Annotated in this window: 21 protein-coding genes; 13 read left to right on the top strand and 8 right to left on the bottom strand. The window is 64.2% G+C overall.

Annotation, left to right across the window (positions count from 1 at the left end):
• The first annotated feature begins 71 nt into the window (after positions 1–71).
• Genes JMY28_RS33895 through JMY28_RS33920 form a run of 6 tightly spaced genes read left to right on the top strand, consistent with a single transcriptional unit; the run spans position 72 to position 6,177 of the window.
• Positions 72–932 carry a D-amino-acid transaminase gene (locus tag JMY28_RS33895; protein ID WP_201700271.1) on the top strand — a complete coding sequence of 287 codons (861 nt, stop codon included), beginning with the start codon at positions 72–74 and terminating at the stop codon, positions 930–932.
• Positions 933–991: 59 nt separating this feature from the next.
• The gene (locus JMY28_RS33900) at positions 992–1,849 is read left to right on the top strand and encodes an ABC transporter substrate-binding protein (RefSeq protein ID WP_201700248.1); all 858 of its coding nucleotides are present in this window, start codon (positions 992–994) and stop codon (positions 1,847–1,849) included.
• A gap of 29 nt (positions 1,850–1,878) precedes the next feature.
• Positions 1,879–2,988 (top strand): amino acid ABC transporter permease, encoded by a 1,110-nt coding sequence (locus tag JMY28_RS33905; RefSeq protein ID WP_201700249.1) that lies wholly within the window; start codon positions 1,879–1,881, stop codon positions 2,986–2,988.
• A gap of 15 nt (positions 2,989–3,003) precedes the next feature.
• Positions 3,004–3,741, top strand: a complete 738-nt coding sequence (locus JMY28_RS33910; protein ID WP_201700272.1) for an amino acid ABC transporter ATP-binding protein — start codon at positions 3,004–3,006, stop codon at positions 3,739–3,741.
• Positions 3,742–3,770: 29 nt separating this feature from the next.
• Complete coding sequence (locus tag JMY28_RS33915) at positions 3,771–4,826, top strand: DmpA family aminopeptidase (protein WP_201700250.1); 1,056 nt, start codon at positions 3,771–3,773, stop codon at positions 4,824–4,826.
• Positions 4,819–6,177, top strand: coding sequence for an amidase (locus tag JMY28_RS33920; protein WP_201700251.1), 1,359 nt, complete (start codon positions 4,819–4,821; stop codon positions 6,175–6,177). Before JMY28_RS33915 ends, JMY28_RS33920 begins: the two co-directional genes overlap by 8 nt.
• Before the next feature lie 27 nt (positions 6,178–6,204).
• Here JMY28_RS33920 and JMY28_RS33925 read toward each other — a convergent pair whose 3' ends face one another.
• The 7 genes from JMY28_RS33925 to JMY28_RS33955 are packed head-to-tail and all read right to left on the bottom strand — an operon-like array spanning position 6,205 to position 13,512.
• Entirely contained in the window at positions 6,205–7,110 is a 906-nt protein-coding gene (locus JMY28_RS33925) for a LysR family transcriptional regulator (protein ID WP_201700252.1), read from the bottom strand.
• A 15-nt stretch (positions 7,111–7,125) separates the two neighbouring features.
• Positions 7,126–8,088 (bottom strand): serine hydrolase, encoded by a 963-nt coding sequence (locus JMY28_RS33930; RefSeq protein WP_201700253.1) that lies wholly within the window; start codon positions 8,086–8,088, stop codon positions 7,126–7,128.
• An 8-nt stretch (positions 8,089–8,096) separates the two neighbouring features.
• Positions 8,097–9,173 carry an ABC transporter ATP-binding protein gene (locus tag JMY28_RS33935; RefSeq protein WP_201700254.1) on the bottom strand — a complete coding sequence of 359 codons (1,077 nt, stop codon included), beginning with the start codon at positions 9,171–9,173 and terminating at the stop codon, positions 8,097–8,099.
• Positions 9,170–10,168 carry an ABC transporter ATP-binding protein gene (locus JMY28_RS33940; protein WP_236597168.1) on the bottom strand — a complete coding sequence of 333 codons (999 nt, stop codon included), beginning with the start codon at positions 10,166–10,168 and terminating at the stop codon, positions 9,170–9,172. Before JMY28_RS33940 ends, JMY28_RS33935 begins: the two co-directional genes overlap by 4 nt.
• Positions 10,165–11,004: an ABC transporter permease gene (locus JMY28_RS33945; protein WP_201700255.1), complete on the bottom strand. Its 840-nt coding sequence runs from the start codon at positions 11,002–11,004 to the stop codon at positions 10,165–10,167. The genes JMY28_RS33940 and JMY28_RS33945 overlap by 4 nt, the downstream gene beginning before the upstream one ends.
• A complete protein-coding gene (locus JMY28_RS33950; RefSeq protein WP_201700256.1) occupies positions 11,001–11,942 on the bottom strand; it encodes an ABC transporter permease in 942 nt (313 codons plus the stop codon). The genes JMY28_RS33945 and JMY28_RS33950 overlap by 4 nt, the downstream gene beginning before the upstream one ends.
• A 43-nt stretch (positions 11,943–11,985) precedes the next feature.
• Positions 11,986–13,512 (bottom strand): ABC transporter substrate-binding protein, encoded by a 1,527-nt coding sequence (locus JMY28_RS33955; RefSeq protein ID WP_236597169.1) that lies wholly within the window; start codon positions 13,510–13,512, stop codon positions 11,986–11,988.
• A 129-nt stretch (positions 13,513–13,641) separates the two neighbouring features.
• Here JMY28_RS33955 and JMY28_RS33960 point away from each other — a divergent pair, with 129 nt between their 5' ends.
• The 4 genes from JMY28_RS33960 to JMY28_RS33975 all read left to right on the top strand — a co-directional run bounded on the left by JMY28_RS33960 (position 13,642) and on the right by JMY28_RS33975 (position 16,406).
• Positions 13,642–14,508 (top strand): LysR substrate-binding domain-containing protein, encoded by an 867-nt coding sequence (locus JMY28_RS33960; RefSeq protein WP_201700258.1) that lies wholly within the window; start codon positions 13,642–13,644, stop codon positions 14,506–14,508.
• Positions 14,509–15,101: 593 nt separating this feature from the next.
• A complete protein-coding gene (locus JMY28_RS33965; protein ID WP_201700259.1) occupies positions 15,102–15,479 on the top strand; it encodes a hypothetical protein in 378 nt (125 codons plus the stop codon).
• Positions 15,480–15,490: 11 nt separating this feature from the next.
• Entirely contained in the window at positions 15,491–15,712 is a 222-nt protein-coding gene (locus tag JMY28_RS33970) for a hypothetical protein (RefSeq protein WP_201700274.1), read from the top strand.
• Between the two features lie 238 nt (positions 15,713–15,950).
• A complete protein-coding gene (locus JMY28_RS33975) occupies positions 15,951–16,406 on the top strand; it encodes a hypothetical protein (protein ID WP_201700275.1) in 456 nt (151 codons plus the stop codon).
• Between the two features lie 430 nt (positions 16,407–16,836).
• Here the strand turns inward: JMY28_RS33975 and JMY28_RS33980 are convergent, their stop codons facing one another.
• The gene (locus JMY28_RS33980; protein ID WP_201700260.1) at positions 16,837–17,751 is read right to left on the bottom strand and encodes a LysR family transcriptional regulator; all 915 of its coding nucleotides are present in this window, start codon (positions 17,749–17,751) and stop codon (positions 16,837–16,839) included.
• Positions 17,752–17,908: 157 nt separating this feature from the next.
• On the opposite strand from JMY28_RS33980, the gene JMY28_RS33985 reads away from it, so the two are divergent.
• The 3 genes from JMY28_RS33985 (at position 17,909) to JMY28_RS33995 (ending at position 20,254) form a co-directional block, all read left to right on the top strand.
• Complete coding sequence (locus JMY28_RS33985) at positions 17,909–18,250, top strand: DUF4148 domain-containing protein (protein ID WP_201700261.1); 342 nt, start codon at positions 17,909–17,911, stop codon at positions 18,248–18,250.
• Positions 18,251–18,285: 35 nt separating this feature from the next.
• Positions 18,286–19,152 carry an NmrA family NAD(P)-binding protein gene (locus JMY28_RS33990; RefSeq protein ID WP_201700262.1) on the top strand — a complete coding sequence of 289 codons (867 nt, stop codon included), beginning with the start codon at positions 18,286–18,288 and terminating at the stop codon, positions 19,150–19,152.
• Positions 19,153–19,228: 76 nt separating this feature from the next.
• On the top strand, positions 19,229–20,254 hold the full coding sequence (locus JMY28_RS33995) for an aldo/keto reductase (protein WP_201700263.1): 1,026 nt from the start codon (positions 19,229–19,231) through the stop codon (positions 20,252–20,254).
• Positions 20,255–20,376 lie beyond the last annotated feature (122 nt).

Here is a 20,376-nt window from a genome sequence, read left to right on the forward strand (position 1 = left end):
AAAAATTCAATTGGCCACGCCCTTTTCTTCCCATCAGAATCCATTCGACGCAATCGCTGGGAGACACACGGGTGACACGCCAGATCTACCTCAATGATCGCTTCGTTGCAGAAGCCGAGGCACGCATTTCACTATTCGACCGAGGCTTTCTGTTTGGCGATGGCGTGTATGAAGTCAGCGCCGTCATCGGCCGCAGGCTGGTCGACAACGACCTCCATTTGGCGCGGCTCGAACGTTCTCTCGGCGAAATCGGCATTCCCATGCCTCTGGAATGCCGCGCAATAGCCGAAGTTCAGGCTGAACTGGTGCGCCGTAACAGGATCGAGGAGGGGGTCGTCTATCTCCAGGTGACGAGAGGCGTCGCCGAGCGCGAGTTCACATTCTCACCGGCACTCGTGCCGACGTTTGTCGGCTTCACGCAGCAAAAGCGCATCACAAACGCGGTGTCGGCGCGCGATGGCATTGCCGTGGGCGTGGTGGCCGACCAGCGCTGGGCGCGGCGTGACATCAAGTCGGTGATGCTGCTCGCCCAGGTGCTTGCCAAAAACGCAGTCAAAGCGCGCGGATGCCAGGAAGCCTGGCTCGTAGAAGATGGGTACGTCACCGAAGGGGCATCGTCGACGGCGTATATCGTCAACGCGGACGGCGTGCTGGTCTCGCGTCCGAATTCACATAGCGTGTTGCCCGGCTGCACGAAAGCGGCCATTTTGCAGATCGCGAGCGATGCAGGGCTGCACGTGGAAGAGCGGCTTTTTACCGTTGCCGAAGCCCAGGTCGCGCGTGAAGTCTTTCTCACGAGTGCGTCGAGCATCGTCACACCTGTTGTGCGCGTCGAGGACATGGCTATCGGCAACGGTCGTCCCGGCGCATTGACGATGCGTCTGCAACAGATTTACCTGGAGCTGGCGATGCGCGGCCCGGCTCTCTTCTAGCTTCCGTTTCATTCGCGCAAGGCACCGTCATCCAACTTCAGTCACGGCAGGGGATACCCATGAAACCAACCCGCAATCTGGGCCGGCTGCTCGCGGCCGCACTCGTAGCAGGCAGCACGGCAATGGCCGCGGCGCCCGCGCTCGCCGACGCTTCGTATGGCGATTGCCCGATCACCGGCGCGAAAGGCACGGATAAGATCAAACCCGCGATTCCCGGCCAGCTCACGGTGGAAATCAACCTGCCGGCCGTGGGTGACTTCAACGGTGACACGCCCGACACGATCAAGGACGGCTTCGAGTTCTGCATGGCCGCGAACATTGCGCATCGCCTGGGCCTCGACAAACTCAAGCTCGTCAATGTGACGTTCGACTCGATTGTGGCAGGGCAAACCAAAGATTACGACATCGCGCTCGCGCAAGTCTCGGTGACGGAGCCGCGCAAGAAAGTCGTCGACTTTTCAGTGCCGTATCAGCAATCGGACTTCGGCGTGGCGTCGCGCAAGAAGGACCCCGTCACCGAGCAGTCGATCAAAACCAGCCGCATTGGCGTGCAGGCCGGCACGACGCTCGTGCAGTTCGTGCCCGAGAAGATCAAGGCGACCGATGTGCAGGTGTTCCCCGATACGTCGTCGATGTTCACCGCGCTCGTGGCGGGCAAAGTGGACGCGGTGCTGACCGACACGACAATCGTGCTCGGCCAGGTCGCCAACGCTCACGGCAAGCTCGACATCGTCGGGCAGTATGTGTCAGGGCAGGAAACGGCCGGCGTGTATCCGAAAGGCTCGGCGAACAAGGCGACGATCGACAAGGTCATGACCGATCTGAAGAACGACGGCACGCTCAAGAAGCTCGAAGCCGCCTATCTCGTGCCGCAATGGGGCCGCTCGCCCGCATCGGTGGCTTTCTGGAAACCCTGAGAACCCTGACCGACCGACGGGACGCCGACATGGACGCTACCGAATCCACCTTCTCGCGTGATCGCGCGCGGTCCTGGCATGCGATGCACCGGCTGCGCGTGTATCGCGGCCGGGGCTGGCTCGCGTTCGCCGTGGCCGTGCTGGTGTTCGTGCTCGTTGCGCTGACCGCGCATCACGTTACGCTCGTCGCGGTGGCCGCGGGCTGGAAGCCGCTTGCGGTCATCGCAGGCGCGGCGCTGGCGTGCGGCGTCGCGTTCGCTTTCGGATGCAAGGCGATTCAAGGCGTGTTGCTGTCGATACGCGCCGGCCGCAGCAGCGATATTTACGCTGCGCGCACGTGCGGCGCCGAAGCTTCCGATGCGTCGTGGCAGTCGTTTGCGTATTCCGCCGCGCTGGCCGGGGCCTGTGCGTTCGCGTGGCTGCTCGTGGCCAACGACGCCGCGGTGAGCCGCACGTTTTTCGATGTCAGTCTCATCGTGCGATCGTCGAAGGCCATTCTGCTCGCGTTCGTGACGAACCTCGAAATCTTCGCGGTCTCGGCGGTGTGCATTCTCGTATGGGCGCTTGCCATCGCCATCGCGCGGACCTTGCCGGGCCGCGCTGGCAGGCCGATCCGCGCACTCGCCATCGCCTATTGCGACCTGTTTCGCGGGCTGCCCGTCATCATCAACATCTATCTGATCGGCTTTGGCCTGCCGCTCACCGACTTGCCGGTGCTGCGCGATCTTTCTTCGAATACGTATGCCATTCTCGCTCTCACGCTCACGTATGGCGCGTATACCGCCGAGATTTATCGCGCGGGCATCGAATCGGTGCATCCCAGCCAGATTTCGGCGGCGCGCTCGCTGGGGCTGTCGTATCTGAAGACGCTGCGCTTCGTGACCGTGCCGCTCGCCGTGCGCGGCATCGTGCCCCCGCTGCTGAACAACATGATCAGCCTGCAAAAGGACACCGCGCTCGTCGCGATCATCGGCACCATCGACGCCTTCAATCAGTCGAAGATCATCGCGAGCAACTATTTCAATCTTTCGGCCGTGACGACGGTGGCGATCATCTTCGTGCTCGCCACGATTCCGCAGGCGCGTTTCGTCGATCGGTTGATCGAGCGCGACCGCCGCCGCATGCGCGCGGGCCGCTGAGGGGACGCCATGAAGCTGATCGAAATCGACAACGTCAAGAAGCGCTATGGCGCGACCGAAGTGCTTGCGGGCCTTTCGCTCGACGTCGACGCGCACCAGGTCGTCTGTCTGATCGGCCCTTCGGGTTGCGGCAAGTCCACGCTGCTGCGCTGTATCAACCAGCTCGAGACCATCGACGGCGGCCAGATCCGCTTGCATGGCGATCGTGTCGACGGGCGCGGCGTCAATCTCGACATGCTGCGGCGCGAAGTCGGCATCGTGTTTCAGGCGTACAACCTCTTTCCGCACATGAGCGTGCTCGATAACGTCACGCTCGGGCCGATCCAGGTGCTCGGCATGGCGCAGTACGCTGCACGGGAGGCGGGCATGACCTTGCTTGCGCGTATCGGGCTCGCGCACAAAGCGCAGGAGTTCCCCGACCGTCTTTCCGGCGGGCAGCAGCAGCGCGTCGCGATCGTGCGCGCGCTCATGATGGACCCGACGGTGTTGCTGCTCGACGAAATCACGTCGGCACTCGACCCGGAGCTCGTTTCCGAGGTGCTCGACATCGTGCGCGACCTGGCGGCCAAAGGCATGACGATGGTGCTCGCCACGCACGAGATGGGCTTCGCGCGTGAAGTCGCCGACAAGGTGTGCTTTCTGCAGGGTGGCGTAGTCTACGAGTCGGGACCGCCGCGACAGCTATTCGACGCGCCCGAGGGTGAGAAAACGCGCGCGTTTTTGCGCAGCATCGTCAGGGCAGGGCGGCTCTGACCCGCCAAAGGCGTCAAAGGAGCAACGCGATGGGATGGGGAGCAAGAGAAAGGGGCTTGGTTTGCGGGACGCTGCCGCCCGGACGCCTCAACGCGATCACCGACGTGCCGGGCGTGCGCGTGGGGCACCGCACGCTGCGGGAAGGCGAAATCAACACGGGCGTGACGGCGATCGTGCCGCACGACGGCAATCTCTATCGGCGCGGGGTGCTTGCCGCATCGCACGTGATCAACGGCTTCGGCAAGAGCGTGGGGCTCGTGCAGATCGACGAACTGGGCGTGCTCGAAACGCCGGTGCTGCTTACCAATACGTTTTCGGTGGCGGCTTGCGCGGAAGCGCTGATCCGTGAGGCCGTTGAGGCGAATCCCGATATTGGACGTACCACGGCGACGGTCAATCCTGTCGTCTGCGAATGCAACGATGGCCTCTTGAGCGACATTCAGGCGATGGCCGTAACCGAGGCGCACGCGAAAGAAGCGCTGCGCGCGGCGCGCGCGGGGGCGGTCGAAGAAGGCAGCGTTGGAGCGGGCACGGGCATGGTCTGCTTCGGCTTCAAGGGTGGCATCGGCAGTGCCTCGCGGCAACTCTTGCTGGGCGGGCAAACACGGCACCTCGGGATCATCGCGCTCACGAACTTTGGCCGGCCGGGCGATCTCGTGCTGCCGGGCGGTGCGCGCGTGCCGCACCCCGATCACGATCGCGCCACGGGTGACGCGACGGAGAAGGGCTCCGTGATCGTGGTGATGGCGACCGACATCGCGCTTGATTATCGCCAGTTGCTGCGCGTGACCCGGCGCTGCGGCGCGGGGCTCGCGCGCCTCGGCGCTTTCTGGGGGCACGGCAGCGGCGACATCGCACTGGGCTTTTCGACAGCCGTGGAATTCGATCATGACGAGACGCGCGATTTCGTGCCGACGCAGCGGCTCAACGAGGCGCGCATCGACCTGCTGTTCCAGGCCGCCGCCGAAGCGACCACGGAAGCCGTGCTCAACGCGCTCTTCGCCGCCACGGCATTCGAGGGTCGCGCGGGTCACGCGCGACCCGCACTCGGGGCGCTGCTCGACGCGCAGGATCGCCATGCCTAGCCTGCACTTCGAATCGCTCATGAGCGTCGCCGCGCGCCTGAAACGCCGCGAGATCACGTCGACGGCCCTCACGCGCGCGCTGCTCGATCGTATCGCGTCGGTCAATCCCCGTCTCAACGCGTATTTGACCGTCACCGCCGACGAAGCGCTCGCCGCCGCCCGCGAGGCCGATGCGCAAAGCGCAGCGGGACACTGGCGTGGGCCGTTGCACGGCATCCCGCTCGCGGTGAAAGACAACATCGCCGTGGCGGGCGTGCGCATGACCGCGGGCGCGGCGCTGCGGCCCGACGCAGTGCCCGCCCACGACGCGGACGTGGTGGCGCGCCTGCGAGCCGCGGGCGCGGTTCTGCTGGGCAAAACGGCGATGCACGAACTGGCGTACGGCACCACCGGCCTCAACGCGTTTTTCGGCGACACCGTCAATCCCTGGGGGCAACGCCTCGACCCCGGCGGCTCCAGTAGCGGCTCGGCGGTCGCGGTGGCGGCCGGACTCGCGTTCGCGGCGCTCGGCACGGATACCGCGTGCTCGATTCGCTATCCCGCGCACTGCTGCGGCGTGACGGGATTCAAACCGACGCAGCATGCCATCAGCACGACGGGCGTCTTGCCACTCGTGCCGTCCCTCGATCACGTGGGATGGTTCACGCGCGGTATCGGCGACAGCGAAGCGATGTGGCGTGCGCTCGGTGCGCATGCGTCTGCCGACATCAAGCTTCAGCGAGTGCCGCGTATCGGCGTGCTCGCCAGCGGTTTCGCCGATGCCGAGCCCGACATCGCCCGAACCGTCGAGGACGCGCTCATGAAGCTCGAACGCGCGGGCGCGACGCTCGTCGCGTGTGGAAGCCCCTGGTGGGCCGAAGCCGACGAACTCACGGACCTGCTTTTTCACGAGGCGTGGCAGACATTGGCCACGCCGTTCGCGGCGCAGCCGGAGTGCTTCAGCGCCGAATTGCACACCAAGCTCATGCGCAAGGCGGCCATAGAGCCGGGCGCATGGCGCGACGCGCTGGAACGGCGCGCGCGCTTCATCGAACACATGGAGCGGCTCGCGGCAGACTTCGACGTGCTGGTGAGCGCCTCGGCGCAAACGCTGCCGGCCTCCCTCGACGCGATTCCGTCCGACTACGATCACCTCGCCTCGCGCAATGCCGCGCTGTTCAACCTCAGTGGGCAGCCGTCGCTCAGCATGCGCTGCGGTTTCGCGCGCGGGCGCTGGCCCGTGGGCCTGCTCGTCAGCGCAGCGCGCGGTCGCGATGAACCCCTGCTGGCGGCCGCACGCTGGATCGAAGGGCAGCTCTCGGCGGAATCGGTGCCCGCTAGCGCACGGTCGATCATCGGCACTACCAGGTAAAACAAGGCAATGGCAAAGGCGCTCGCGCTAACCCGCCGGAAGCAGTGCCGCCCAGAATTCGTCGACGATCGGCCTGGTTGCCTCGGCATTCCGGTAGATGCAGATATCGACGGTAAACCGCCACGCGGGATCATCGCTGGCAGGCGAGAGCGCGCCAGCGGCCAGTTCGTCGCGAATCAGCGATTCGGGTAGCCACGCGACGCCCCAGCCCGCTAGCGCCATCGCTTTCAAGCCAACTGCGATGGTGTTCTCGTACATGGCGTTGCGTTCGAACGCGGGCCGCTCACGAAAGAGCTTCGCGAGCGCGACGCCGAAAAACGAGTCTGGGCCGTAGCTCAGGCAGTCGAGCGGTTCTTGCGCGCCGATGGCGTGATCGAGCAGGCGCTCACGGGTGGGCGACGCACAAACAGGGACGACCTGTTCCGTGCCGAGCACGTGTCGAGGGAAACGCGTGTGGTCCAGTAGCATTGGCACGGAATCATGCGCGTAGGTCAGGAGGAAATCGACCTCGCCTTCGACGAGCGTATTGATGTTGTCTTCGATACCGCCGTGATCTGGACACAGACGCGGATAAAACGCACTGATCTTTGCCGACACCTCGCACAGCCACGCGGGAAAGAACGTGATGGCGAGCGTGTGCAAGGCGGAGAACGTGAGCGTCGGCCGGACATCGTGCGTGCGCGCATCGAAAAGCCGGCGTGTGGCGTAGAACGTGCCGATCGTTTCGCGCGCGACCGGGAGAAAAAGACGGCCGTCGCGCGTGAGTTCGGCCGGAAAGCTCACGCGACTCACGAGCGTCGTGCCCAGCCACTGCTCGAGCTGTTTGATGCGCCGGCTGAAAGTGGACTGGGTGACGCAACGCTCCTGCGCCGAGCGCGAAAAGCTGAGCGTATTGGCGAGACTGACGAAATCTTCCAGCCATTTCAGTTCCATGCTGCGCGCCTCGTATCAAGGCTCGGTCGAAAGACCGTTGGGGCTCGCCTGGCTGAGCGCCTGGAAAGCCATCTCCCCGATGCCGGGTAGCACGGTTTCGTTGGCGGAAACGGCTTCGCCTTCGGTGAACACCGCGAGCGTATAGCGTAGGCCCTCGGGCGTCGCCACGTGCAGCGCGTCGTGGCGGCGGTAGCTCGCGAGCGGGTCGCGCGTCCAGCCGGTCCAGCCCGCTTTGGACCATGCCGTGACGTTTTCTGGCAGCCGCTCGGCAAGATAGCCACGCACCTGCGCCCCCGGCGTGGCGGCGAACGCGGCGTCGCGCGGGCGCAGCAGGCGCTCGGCCATGCGCGCGGCGGCTGCGGGATTCACCATCGCGCCGTCCAGGATGCGCGCGAGCATCGAGGCGGCGGCGTTCGACGTGAGGCGGTTATGGTGGTTCTCACCGCGCCATTTCACGAACTCGGCTTCGCGGCCATAGCGGTCGTCGTCCATGAGTTTTTGCGTGATGTTGATGCCTGCGAACTCTGGCAGTCCTAACGACGTGAGCCAAACGTTGATGCCGTCGCGGTCGGCGGCCCACTGCGCCATGGCGTCGGGCGCCAGCTCGATGTCGCCCGTGGTGCGGGTGTAATGGTCGATCAGATAGTTGGTAGCGGTGTTGCTCGACCACCGGATCATGTCGCGCATGGCGCGCTCGATCTCCGGCGAACCGCGCAGCGTGCCTTCGGCAAGCGCTGCTTCGATGGCCGCCATGATGAAGATCTTCACGACGCTGCAGGGGTAGAACGGCACGTCGCCGCGCCAGGCGTAGCCGCGCCACGCGAGCGGCGCTACGCGGCCGGCGCCGTCGTGAGGATGCACGAGCAGCGTGAGCGCGAAGTGGTCCGCCGCGAGTCCGGCGCCGGAAAAGCGCTGCACGGCGTCGCGCACGAGGGTTTCACCGAGCGCGTCGAGAGTAGGGGTGCGTTCGAAGAACATAGGGCGGTTCAGGAAGGACGATGCAGATGGACCGGCGCGAGCGCTGCGCCGGTGGAGGAAAGCGGCCGGATGCAGCGGACTTCGTGAAGCCCACCGTGCTCACTGTGTTCGGCGCCTGCTTCGAGCGCGGGGCGCGCGGCCTTGCAGGCTTCGACAGCCTGCGGGCAGCGCGAAGAGAAGCTGCACCCCGTGGGCGGATGGAGCGGATCGGGCAACTCGCCCGTCACGCCGGGCGTGCGCTTGCGCCGTTTCGGGTCGGGCAGCGGAATCGCTTCGAGCAGGCCGTGCGTGTAGGGATGGCGCGGCGCTTCGAAGAGCGCGTCGGCGCGCGCGGATTCGAGCACTTCGCCCAGATACATCACCGTCACGCGGTCGCTGATATGACGCACGACGTTCAGGTCGTGCGCCACGAACAGGATCGCGATCCCGAGCTTCGCGCGCAGGTCTTCGAGCAGATTGATGATCTGTGCCTGCACGGAGGCGTCGAGCGCGGAAACGGGTTCGTCGGCGATCAACAGGCGGGGCTCGACCGCGAGCGCACGCGCAATGCTCACGCGCTGGCGTTGCCCGCCGCTGATCGCGTGCGGCATACGGTCTTTCAATTGCGGCGCGAGGCCCACCATGAGCAGCAGTTCGTCCACGCGTTCACGGCGCTCGGCGGCGTTCGCGGCGAGACCGTGCACGAGCAGCACTTCGTCGAGCATCTGGCCGAGCGTCATGCGCGGATTGAGCGATGCGTATGGGTCTTGAAACACCATCTGGATATTGCGCGCGCGGGCCTTGCGGTCGCCGCCCGCCGCGAGCGTAAGGCCTTCCCAGCGCAGCTCGCCGGAATCGGGCGATTGCAGCCCCGCGATCGTGCGGCCCAACGTGCTCTTGCCGCAGCCCGATTCGCCCACCACGCCGAGAATTTCACCGGGCTTCACGGCGAGCGAGACGTTGCGCAGCGCGTGCAGCTTCAGCGGCTTGCGCGCGCTCAGGAGGTCGCGCGCGGTGCGCGGCTGGCGAAACGTCACGCTGATGTCGCGGCACTCGAGCAAGGGCGCAAGCGCGGCCGCGTTGGACGATGGAACACTCGTGGTCATGTGATTTCCTCGATGCGGATGCAGGCGCTCGTATGTCCCTGCGCCACGCCCACGAAAGGCGGTTGCGCAGCCGCGCAGGCGGGCACCGCATGTGTGCAGCGCGGGTGGAACCGGCAGCCGGGTGGCGGCGCGCCGAGATCGGGCGGCGCACCCGCGATGGGTTCGAGGCGCCCGGCGCGCCGTGCATGCGCGGGCAGCGCATTGAGCAGCGCGCGCGTGTACGGGTGCGAAGGGCGCTCGAAGAGTTCGACGGTCTCGGCGCGCTCGACGATACGGCCCGCGTACATCACGGCCACCTGATCGCAGGTTTGCGCGACCACGCCCAGATCGTGCGTGACGAGCAGCACGGCCATGCCGGTTTCGTCGCGCAACTGCACGACGAGCTTGAGGATCTGGTCCTGGATCGTCACGTCGAGTGCCGTGGTGGGCTCGTCGGCGATCAGGAGTTTGGGGCGGCAGGCCAGCGCGATGGCGATCACCACGCGCTGGCGCATGCCGCCGCTCAGCGCGTGCGGGTAGTCGTGAATGCGCCGCTCGGGCGCGGTCACGCCCACCGACTTCAGCAGGTCGATGGCCTGTGCGCGTGCCTGGCGCGCGGTGAGCTTCCAGTGGCGGCGCAGGCCTTCCTCGATCTGTGCGCCCACGCGCATGGTGGGGTTGAGCGCCGTCATCGGGTCCTGGAAGATCATCGCGATCTCGCGGCCGCGCACGTCGTCGAGCGTGCGCTCCGGCGCGCCCACCAGTTCGCGCCCGCCAAAGCGCAACGACCCCTCTGTGCGCAAGGGCCGCGCGCCGCCGAAGAGCTGCACGAGCGAGCGGCACGTCACACTCTTGCCGCTGCCCGATTCGCCTACCAGGCCGAATATCTCGCCGGGCCGCACGCTGAAGCTCACGCCGTCCACGGCGGCGACTGTGCGTTGCGCGTCGCCGAAGCTCACGCGCAGGTCGCGCACCTCCAGCAGCGGTGTTTCGGTCATCGTGGTCTGGGGCGTCATCGCTTGGGCCTCAGCAGGTCGTCGAGCCCGTCGCCGATCAGCGTGAACGTCATGCCGATATAGACGATCGCAAGCCCGGGGAACACGGAAATCCACCAGCCGTCCTGAATGAAGGTGCGGCCTTCCGAAATCATGATGCCAAGCTCGGGTGTGGGCGGCTGGATGCCGAGCCCGAGAAAACCGAGCGACGTGACGGCGAGAATCGTCAGGACGACATCGGACATCATGAACACGATGGCGGGCGTAATCACGTTGGGCAGCACGTGGCGCAGCATGATGCGCGCGTGGCTGTAGCCGAGCACGCGCACGGCCTGCGTGTATTCGAGGCGGCGCACGAGCAGCACCTCGCCGCGCACGATGCGCGCGAACGAAATCCACACCACGAGCGAGAACGCCAGGTACATGTTGCCCGTGCCGGGCCCGAGCGCGCCCACGATGCTGATGACGAGCACGTAGAACGGAAACGCCCAGAGAATATCGACGAGCCGCATGATCACGCGATCGACCCAGCCGCCGAAGTAGCCCGATACGAGGCCGATCGCCGTGCCGATCACGAAGGGCAGCGCCACGCAAATCGCCACGACCACGAGATCGGTGCGCAACGCCGCCAGCACGCGCGCGAGGACGTCGCGGCCAAGCTCGTCGGTGCCGAGCAGACTGCCCGCGCCGGGCGCCTGCAGCGACTGGCCGAGATCGACGGCGAGCGGGTCATGCGCGACGAGCGAGGGGCCGAACAGCGCCGCAAGCACGAGCACGGCCAGCATGGCGAGGCCCACTTGCAGGCTGCGGCCACGCGTGGCGCGGCGCGCGAAACGAAAAGTAGCGGCGAGCATCATGACAGGCTCACGCGCGGATCGATCAGCGAGTACGCGACGTCCGCCAGCAGGTTGATGATGACCACGAGCACCGCGAACACGACGGTCAGGCCCTGCACCATCGGGTAGTCGCGCGTGCCGATCGAGGAGACGAGCAGCGAGCCCAGGCCCGGAATGCCGAACACGGTCTCGATCACGACGGTGCCGCCGATCACCCAGCTCGTGTGCACGGCGAGTACCGAGATCGTCGACATGAGCGAATTGCGGAACACGTGCTTCCACAGCACGGTGGCGTTGCGCAAGCCTTTGGCGCGCGCCGTGTCGACGAAATCCGCGCCGAGCACCGCGATCACCGAGCTGCGCAGTGACTTGATGGTGAGCGCGGCGGTGCCGAGCGCGATCACGACGGAGGGCAGCACGAGGTGCCAGAGGTGGCTCAACCAGCCTTCGCCATAGCCCGATACGGGAAAGAGCGGCCACTGGATCGAGAGCAGCAGCACGAGCAGGATACCGAGCCAGAACGGCGGCATGGAGAGCGCGACCACGAACACGAGTTTCACGCCGTGATCGAAGGCACTGCCACGTTTGAGCGCCGTGAGCATCGCCAGTGGCACGGTGAGCGCGAGCGCCATCAGCGTGCTCGCGCCCACGAGCGCGAGCGTGGGCCCGAGCCGCGTGAGGATGAGTGGTGCGACGGCGCTGCGATAGGCGATCGACTGGCCGAAGCTGCCGCGCAGGATATCCGCGAGAAACTGCAGATACTGCTGCCACAGCGGCCGGTCGAGGCCCAGTTGCGCGGTGAGGTTGGCGATGTCGGCCGCGGTGCCGCGGCTGCCGAGCATGAGCGTGGCGGGGTCGCCGGGCAGCGCGCGCAGCAGCAGGAACGCGATCACCGTGATACCGAGCAGCACCGGCACCAGCTGGATCACGCGCGACATGCAGAATGCGACGAGTTTCATGAGGTTTTCCGCTGGAGTAACGACCGTGGGCGGACGCGGCTCATCAGTGCATCACCACGTTCTTGAGCGAATAGTTCGAGGTCGGCAGTACCTCGAATCCCGTGACGCTGCGGCGGTATGCGTAGGGCTCGGTGGGCGTGTAGAGGAAGATGAACGGCGCGCCGTCGTGCACGCGCTGCTCGATCTCCTTGAACATCTTGCCGCGCGCCTCGCCGTCGGGCGTCACGCGCTCCTGCGCATAGAGTTCGTTCACGCGCTCGTCCTTCCATTGCGTATGAAATGCGTTTGCGCGCTCGGGATTGACCGCTGTGAAGCCCGTGAGCTGATCGGGGTCGATGGTGTCGCTCGTCGCGTAGCTGAGCGACATCTCATAGTTGCCGGCCTTGGTCGTGCTGAACTGCGTGCTCGCCTCGATGGTCTGCAAGTCGACCTGTACACCGATCTGCGCCAGCTCGGCCTGCAAGGCGCTTGCCACCTGGCGCGCCACGGTGTCGCCGCCGGGCACGAGCATCGAGGTCTTGAAGCCGTTGGCGAGATTGGCCTGCGCGAGCAGCGCCTTCGCCTTCGCGACATCGTGCGGCCAGGGCTGCAACTGCGTGTTGTTGTACGCCATCACCGGCAGCGACGACGTGGCTGCGCGCCCATTACCGCGCAGAATGCCCTTGATGATGCCGCTCTTGTCCACCGCGAGGTTGAGCGCCTCGCGCACGCGCGGGTCGCCGAACGGCGGCTTCGTCGTGTTCAGCTGCACGAGGTCGATGCTGAACACGGGCGCGCTTTGCACGGCGATATTCGTGTCCTGCTTGAGACCGTCGACCTGGTTATACGGAATGCCGACAATGGCGTCGAGCTCGCCGGCCTTCAGCTTCAGCACGCGCGCGTTATCCTCGGGCACGATCTCGACGCTCGCGCCATCCACGGAAGGCTTGCCCTTTTCCCAGTAGTACGGGTTCTTCTCGAACACCTGGCGCTGGCCGCGCGCCCAGCTCTTGAGCACGAACGGCCCCGAGCCCACGGGATGATCGAAGAACGCCTGACCTTGCTGCTCCACGAGCTTCTGCGGCAGGATCGAGGCGCTGAACATGGCGAGGTTGTTGAGCATCGGCGTGAAGGGCTTGTCGAGCTTCATCACCACCGTGTGGTCGTCCACGGCGCTGTAGCTCGTGATCGGCTTGAAGAAGCTGGCCCACGACGATTTTTCCCCGGCCGCGCGCTTGAGCGAGTACACCACGTCGGCGGCCGTCACGGGCTGGCCGTCGGAAAAGCGCGCGTCGCTGCGCAGTTTGAAGCGGAATTCCCGGCCGTCGGGCGAGACGGTCCACGACTCGGCCACGCCGGGTTCGAGCCGCTTGCCGTCGCGGCTCGGGCGCACGAGCTGGTCGTAGATCAGCAGCTCGGTCCAGATGGACGGGTTGTCGCTCGAAGCAATGGGGTCGAGCGTCAGTGCGTCGGCGCGCACGCCGAGGCGCAGCGTGGCGGCGCTGCCGTCGTGCGCGTACAGCGACGACACGAGCGCAAATCCGGCAAGGCTCGCCTTCAAGACGAGAGAAGTACGGTTCGTGACGGGCACAGGCCTCTCCATGAGTGGGAACGTATGCCCTGAGTGTCGAAGGGACAAATTTTGGCGTCAAATCACAAGATCACCCCAATGCATAACCTTGTGTTATACGTTGCGGACTCAACGAGAGGGAAATGCGCCATGCGCCTGCGCCATATCGAGGTGTTCCATGCGATCCGGCAGACCGGCTCGATCAGCCAGGCCGCGAAGCTGCTGGGCGTCACGCAGCCGGCCGCGAGCAAGGTGTTGCAGCACGCCGAACGCACGCTGGGCTTCAAGCTGTTCGAGCGCGTGAAGGGGCGCCTCTATCCCACCGTCGAGGCCGATATTCTTTACGTCGAAGTGGACCGGCTGCAACAGGGCCTCGACCAGCTCAAGGCGCTCGCCGTGAACCTGCGGCGCTATCCCGAAGGGCGGCTGCATGTGGGCTGCCTGCCCAGCATGGGCCTCTCGATCCTGCCGCGCGTGATACGCGCGTTTCGCGAACGCTATCCTTCCGTGACCTGCGAGGTCGAGACCAATCATCTCGACGCGCTGGTTTCAGGGCTGCGCAGCCGCCAGCTCGATCTTGCGGTGATTTACGGCGAGGAGACCTTTCCGGATCTGCGTTCGCAGCCGCTCGGCGAATGCGAGCTGGTGTATCTGGGGCCGCAGGCCGGCGCGGATTTCGCGCTGGAGTCGCTGCATGGAGAGGACCTGATCGGCATCGTCGCCAACGACAGCATCGGGCGCATCATCGCGGGGCGCTTCGCGCAGCTCGGCGTGAAGCCGAAGCCGCAGATCGAGGTGCAAACCTATTACGTGGCGTGCGCGATGGCGGCGGAGGGCTGCGGCGCGACCATCGTCGACGAGATCACGGCCCGCAGCATGCAGCGCGAGGGCCTGCACATCCGCCGCGTGCGACCCGCGATGACGGTGCCGCTCGCGGTGCTCACGCACGAGCGCAATGTGATACGCGGCTTCTATGACGGCTTTACGGCACTCGTGAAGGAGGCGGTGGGCCGATAGCAAACACGGCTAACAACAATGGTCACATTCCCGATGCGGGCGGACATATTCGGCTGACGCAGGGTGACGCAAAACCATGAGTCGTGGAATCAATGATGCGCTTTTAGCGTAAACAGGTAGCCAGGTGATAAGCATAAAATAAGGAGGATACCTTATAAAAATAACAAATCCGCATTCCATACGGCAAGCGCAGTAGCCTCTTGAGGCCGGGCCTCGCAAGATCGAACTTCAGATTCGATGCGTCAACTCGACGCCTCCTTACCTTTTCTCAGATCCGGCGTGTTGCAATGCAAGCACGGGAATGCACGGATCAAAAACACGCGCCGAATTGAGTTTCTGACCTATCCTCGGATAGATGGCAGGTTGAATCGTTCGTGCGCCAATCGTATTCCATAATGTTCATCAGTTATCCGCATTATGGGATGACGCATCGCCGGCCACCACGTGCCCAACGTCGCTAGTCGATGAAGGCGAAGATCATTAGCAAACAGGCTGTATGAATTGGCAGAATCGAAATGAAGGATTCATGCAAACGCCATGAGCAGTGCTCAGCGGAGGGCGCGCAGGACAAGATGACTTTCATGGAGCAAGTGATGGCTATCAAACCACGTTGGCGAACGCTGTTAGCACTGAGTCTTCTGCCTCTGTCAATAATGGGCAATGTCGCGCACGCGCAGAGCATACCCATTGTCACGGGGCAGCAGTGGATGGCGTCGTCGGAAGAGGCGAAAAAGGCATATCTCGTCGGCATCTCCAATCTGCTCGACATCGAGCGTGCCTACGTCGGCAATAGCGCGAGCAGCAACGATATCGCGCAACGCTTTGGAAAAGGCATGCAGGGCCAGACGCTCGACACCGTGCGTCAAGGGCTGGACAGCTATTACGCCGCAAATCCCACGATGATCCAGCATCCGGTGATTGAAACCCTCTGGTTTCAAATGGTCTTGCCCGGTCTGAACAAGAACCAGTGAGGATGTCGATCATGAAACGATTAGGATGGTTCGTAAGCATGGGAACCCTGGTTGCCATCATCGGCTGCACGGATATGACCCCTCGACAACAGGGAACGATGAGCGGTGCGGCAATCGGTGCCGCCGGCGGTGCGGGCATTGCGGCGATCGCCGGTGGCGATGCGTGGACGGGCGCCCTTATCGGCGGTGCCGCGGGCGGCGTGGCCGGCAATATTCGCGGTGGCCGTCAGTAAGCCTGGCGGCTCGGTTGGGAGGCCGTTTCCCTATCGTGTTGGCGCTCACGGCACCAGTAGGCGCGTGAGTTCCAACACGCGCCTTTCGGCAAAGGGCTTGTCGATCGTGATTTGCTGCAGCAATCCTGGACAGAAATTCATGTTAGGCAACCTCGCGCACATTCTGGACGCTGTCACGCGAACCGGGGGCGTCTCCACGGGTTTGCGCCGTGCCGTAGTAGTGGCTGCGGCTGCGTTGATGCTGGCAGGTTGCGCCCAGCCCTGGCAGCAATTTCATGGTGGCGAGGATCAATCCGCGATCATCGCGCGGATGGGACAGCCGCGTGAAATTCACGAACTGCCGGATGGTGGCCGTCGGCTCATGTGGCCGACGCAGCCGATGGGCACGACAAACGTCGTCGCCGATATCAATGCGGCGGGCAAGATTGTGAATGTGCGCCAGGCGCTGCAGCTTAGCGAGTTCAATCAGGCGCAGATCGGCAAATGGACTCGCGATGACGTGCGGGCGAATTTTGGGCCTCCTGCGGAAAGCGGATTCTTCCGTCGCACACAACGCGAAGTCTGGTCATATCGCTACATGGAAAACAACATCACGCCCATGATGTTTCATTTCTCGTTCGACACCAACGGTGTGCTGCGTGAAGTGCAGCGAACCCCGGACACCACTCGTGACCGGAATCTCCGACGATTCTAATTTTTTCACGATCCGGCGCAGGTGAATCTCGTGACGCAGGATGCTCAAAATCGAGGCTAGCGCCGTCCACTGCGGCCCCATACATAGCGCACCCACCGCTGCCACCGGCTTTGCGGCGGAGCGGGTGAGTTGTGTGCAGCCTGCGCTTCGCGGTCGCGTTGGACGGACTTCTGCACCTGTTCGTGAATATGTCGCAACGTCATGCCGCCTGGGCCCTTCAGTTTATCGGGATCCGAAGCAGGATCGAGTTCAGGATCGTCTGTCATGGGAGTCGCTTGTTTCTGACGCGGCGACTTGATCTTGCTACAGATACGCAGTCGCAGCAAGCATGTGGGCGCGGCGTAGTCCACTCTGCGTGAAGGCACGATCGCGACACGTGACACGAGCATCGTTGAAAATTCATACGGAATCCAAACAATAGGATTATTTGCTAACTCGTACTCGTCAAAGCAACGATAAAGTCAAGAAATGCCCTTGTTTTGGCCGGCGTGTGGTGCCGCGATGGATGGTACGCATAGAGCGGGAAGCGCTCATCCGGCCAGTCCGGGAACAGATTGACAAGCCGCCCCTCCCGAATGAGAGGCTCCGCTCCGAGCAGTAGCATCTGCGCGACGCCGGAGCCCGCCAGACACGCGTTGAGGAGTGCGCTCGGATCATTCACCGTAAGCCGTCCATTCGTCTCGACAACAAGCTTTTTGCGCTTGCGATGAAACTCCCACGGATACGGCTTTCCGGTTTCCGGGTTCCGGAATTCTAGACACCTGTGGACGCCGTGCCCCAGTTCTTGAGGCTCCGCCGGACGCCCCCGGCGAGCGAGGTACGAGGGCGCTGCGACTGTGACCACTGCGGTGTCCAGAAGCTTTCGCGCAATCAGACTGGATGAGCGGGGTTCGCCAAATCGCAAGGCCAGATCGAAGCCGTCCACGATGAGATCGCCGAGTTGATCTCTCGCGATGAACTCGAGTTCAAGCTCAGGATGCGCATCCATGAATTCGTCGAGCTTCGGGCCCAGAGCGACGCGCAAAAAAGCCGGATCAAGATTGATTCGCAGCTTCCCCCGCACTGTCACCCCGCCTCCTGCTGCGGCTGCGGCCGCTTCCTCCATTCCCCTCAAGTGCGGCATGACCTGCTCGTAGAACCGCCGGCCTTCTTCGGTCAGGGAAACGGCGCGGGTCGTCCGATTGAAGAGCCGTATTTTCAGCCGCTTTTCGAGTCGGGCGATGGCCCGGCTCACCCCGGGTGGCGACATACCCATCAATTCGGACGCCGCTGCGAATGTCCCGGCATCGACGACGGCAGCAAATACGCTGATACCGCTAGAGAGGTTCACGCTAGACGATGCCATGGCACCCCCGCACAGTGCTTCAAAAATCGCACTATGACGGATTAGTAACCATCCGTCACCTCACAAGTGTCATTCATGTCATTTAGTTTCTCGTCGCGCTTACCCACAATGCATCCCAACAGGACGTTTCAACTCCACGACCCAAAGGAGCATTGCCATGAATACCCGTCGTCTCGCACTGGCCCTCGCAGCCGCCATCGCCTTCCCCGCCGCTGGATACGCTCAGGAATCCAGTTCGACCGTCACCCGTGCACAGGTGCGCGCGGAGCTCGTCCAACTGGAAGGCGCGGGCTACCGGCCCGGCCGCGCCAATGATCCGCATTACCCCGCCGACGTTCAGGCCGCCGAAGCGGCTGTGGCTTCGCGCAACGATGCCGGGGCGAACGTCGACAGCGGCGTGGGCGGTACGCCCGTCGGCTCGTCCGCTTCGGGCATTCGCGTCAGCGCTGGAGCGGCTTCCGCGAACCCACTGTTCGCCTCGCTTTACGCACATCACTGATCAAAACACATCTATCCATGCAAGGAGAAACTGCAATGTATGCAATCACAGGGATAACAGGGAAGGTCGGCGGTGCGGTGGCGCGCACGTTGCTCGCAGCGGGCCAGCCGGTACGCGCGGTGGTACGCGATGCCGCCCGGGCACGTTCGTGGGCCGAGCGCGGGTGTGAAGTCGTGACAGCCGGCATGGACGACGCGGCGTCCCTTGCGGCCGCTTTCGAGGGCGCGCAGGGCGTCTTCATTCTGCCGCCGTCCGACTTCGACCCGTTGCCGGGCTTTCCCGAGGCACGCGTTGTCATCGACGCCGTGCGCGCCGCGCTTCAGTCAGCGGCACCGGAGAAGGTGGTTTGCCTGTCGACGATTGGCGCGCAGGCCACCGAGACCAATCTGCTCACGCAACGCACGCTGATGGAACAGGCCCTGAGCACGCTCGCCATGCCGGTTACGTTTTTGCGACCCGGCTGGTTCATGGAGAACGCAGCGTGGGATGTCGCGCCGGCCCGCGATACGGGGACGATTCCCAGCTTTTTGCAGCCGCTCGACAAGCCCGTACCGATGGTGGCCACGGCAGACGTCGGCCGCGTCGCGGCGCAACTGCTTCTGGAGCACTGGCATGGTGTGCGTGTCGTCGAGCTGGAGGGGCCGCGGCGTGTCACGCCAATCGACATCGCGGACACGTTTGCCAGAATTCTTGGCCACACAGTCGTTGCGGAAGTCGTTCAGCGTGGCACGTGGGAGGCGCTGTTCCGGTCCCAGGGAATGAAGGAACCGTTGCCGCGCATGCGCATGCTCGATGGGTTCAATGACGGCTGGATCACCTTCGAAGGCGAGGAAGCCGACATCGTCAAGGGCGAAGTGGAACTGGAAACCGTTCTGCGAGGCCTCGTCTCACAGGCGGACTAACGCGGACGCACCCGGTGACGCGTACACGATGTTGCGTTGCCGCGTGCCAATCTCTCACCATTCATCAGGATTCGCTATGGAATACAGAACACTCGGCAGCTCAGGGCTGCGCATTTCCCGCCTCTCTCTTGGCGCCATGACCTTTGGCGCCGGTACCGGAATCTGGGGCGAGATTGCCGGCCTCGACCGTGCCCAGGCGACACGACTTGTCGCGATGGCCGTCGAGCACGGTATCAACCTGATCGATACTGCTGACGCCTATTCGCAAGGGCAGTCTGAAGCGGTCGTCGGTCAGGTGCTGGCTGACCTTGGACTCGACGAGTCGCGCATGCTGGTCGCGACCAAAGTCCGGCTGCGCACCGGCGCCGGACATAATGATGTGGGCCTCGGCCGTTCGCACATCATGAGATCGGTGGAAACGAGTCTTCGGCGTATCGGCCGGGATCATATCGACCTGTTTCAGTTGCACGACCGCGATGCACTCGTTCCGCTTGAAGAAACGCTGCGCGCGCTCGACGATCTCGTCACGCAGGGCAAGGTGCGGCACATCGGCGTTTGCAACTTCAGCGCGGGCGACCTGGAGCGGGCGCAGGGCATTACCACCCGCACGCACTGGGCTCGCGTCGTTAGCAATCAGGTTCACTATGCGCTGACGAGCCGCGACATCGAGCACGAGATCGCGCCCGTGGGAAAGGCGAATAACGTTGCGCTTCTGGTGTGGAGTCCGCTCGCGGGCGGGTACCTGAGCGGCAAATACACCGCGGGAAGCGCCAGCGGGGAAATGGGGCGTCGCGCGACGCTGAACTTCCCGCCAATCGATCCGATGAAAGCCGACCCCATTGTGTTCGAATTGCGCGAGATCGCGACGGAACTCGATTCGACGCCGGCACAGGTTGCGCTGGCGTGGGTGCTGGGACGTAGCGAAACGACCTCGGTGATCATCGGCGCACGCACCGAGGCTCATCTCGAAGATAACCTGAACGCACAGCGGGTGGTGCTTTCGGACACCCAGCGAGACCGGCTCGATCGCGTGTCGCAACCAGCGGTAACATACCCACACTGGATGCAGCAGTTCCACGACAAGGATCGCATCTTGACTTGATTGACTTGACTTGATGGAGATGGTATGGACGCCTCCCTCTCGCGTCGGGTTGCAGGGGCAGTAGAAACGGCGGAGCCCTCGCTGTACCCGGACGGCATCAGAGTGCCAAAGTGGTGGTGTTG

This window comes from Paraburkholderia hiiakae, from assembly GCF_904848665.1.
Taxonomy (GTDB): domain Bacteria; phylum Pseudomonadota; class Gammaproteobacteria; order Burkholderiales; family Burkholderiaceae; genus Paraburkholderia; species Paraburkholderia hiiakae.

Bases quoted from the DNA above. Each gene is read 5' to 3' on its own strand.
- JMY28_RS33900 (WP_201700248.1), top strand. From the start codon at position 992: ATGAAACCAACCCGCAATCTGGGCCGGCTGCTCGCGGCCGCACTCGTA.
- JMY28_RS33905 (WP_201700249.1), top strand. From the start codon at position 1,879: ATGGACGCTACCGAATCCACCTTCTCGCGTGATCGCGCGCGGTCCTGG.
- JMY28_RS33915 (WP_201700250.1), top strand. From the start codon at position 3,771: ATGGGATGGGGAGCAAGAGAAAGGGGCTTGGTTTGCGGGACGCTGCCG.
- JMY28_RS33920 (WP_201700251.1), top strand. From the start codon at position 4,819: ATGCCTAGCCTGCACTTCGAATCGCTCATGAGCGTCGCCGCGCGCCTG.
- JMY28_RS33925 (WP_201700252.1), bottom strand. From the start codon at position 7,110: ATGGAACTGAAATGGCTGGAAGATTTCGTCAGTCTCGCCAATACGCTC.
- JMY28_RS33930 (WP_201700253.1), bottom strand. From the start codon at position 8,088: ATGTTCTTCGAACGCACCCCTACTCTCGACGCGCTCGGTGAAACCCTC.
- JMY28_RS33935 (WP_201700254.1), bottom strand. From the start codon at position 9,173: ATGACCACGAGTGTTCCATCGTCCAACGCGGCCGCGCTTGCGCCCTTG.
- JMY28_RS33940 (WP_236597168.1), bottom strand. From the start codon at position 10,168: ATGACGCCCCAGACCACGATGACCGAAACACCGCTGCTGGAGGTGCGC.
- JMY28_RS33945 (WP_201700255.1), bottom strand. From the start codon at position 11,004: ATGATGCTCGCCGCTACTTTTCGTTTCGCGCGCCGCGCCACGCGTGGC.
- JMY28_RS33950 (WP_201700256.1), bottom strand. From the start codon at position 11,942: ATGAAACTCGTCGCATTCTGCATGTCGCGCGTGATCCAGCTGGTGCCG.
- JMY28_RS33960 (WP_201700258.1), top strand. From the start codon at position 13,642: ATGCGCCTGCGCCATATCGAGGTGTTCCATGCGATCCGGCAGACCGGC.
- JMY28_RS33965 (WP_201700259.1), top strand. From the start codon at position 15,102: ATGGCTATCAAACCACGTTGGCGAACGCTGTTAGCACTGAGTCTTCTG.
- JMY28_RS33970 (WP_201700274.1), top strand. From the start codon at position 15,491: ATGAAACGATTAGGATGGTTCGTAAGCATGGGAACCCTGGTTGCCATC.
- JMY28_RS33975 (WP_201700275.1), top strand. From the start codon at position 15,951: ATGCTGGCAGGTTGCGCCCAGCCCTGGCAGCAATTTCATGGTGGCGAG.
- JMY28_RS33980 (WP_201700260.1), bottom strand. From the start codon at position 17,751: ATGGCATCGTCTAGCGTGAACCTCTCTAGCGGTATCAGCGTATTTGCT.
- JMY28_RS33985 (WP_201700261.1), top strand. From the start codon at position 17,909: ATGAATACCCGTCGTCTCGCACTGGCCCTCGCAGCCGCCATCGCCTTC.
- JMY28_RS33990 (WP_201700262.1), top strand. From the start codon at position 18,286: ATGTATGCAATCACAGGGATAACAGGGAAGGTCGGCGGTGCGGTGGCG.
- JMY28_RS33995 (WP_201700263.1), top strand. From the start codon at position 19,229: ATGGAATACAGAACACTCGGCAGCTCAGGGCTGCGCATTTCCCGCCTC.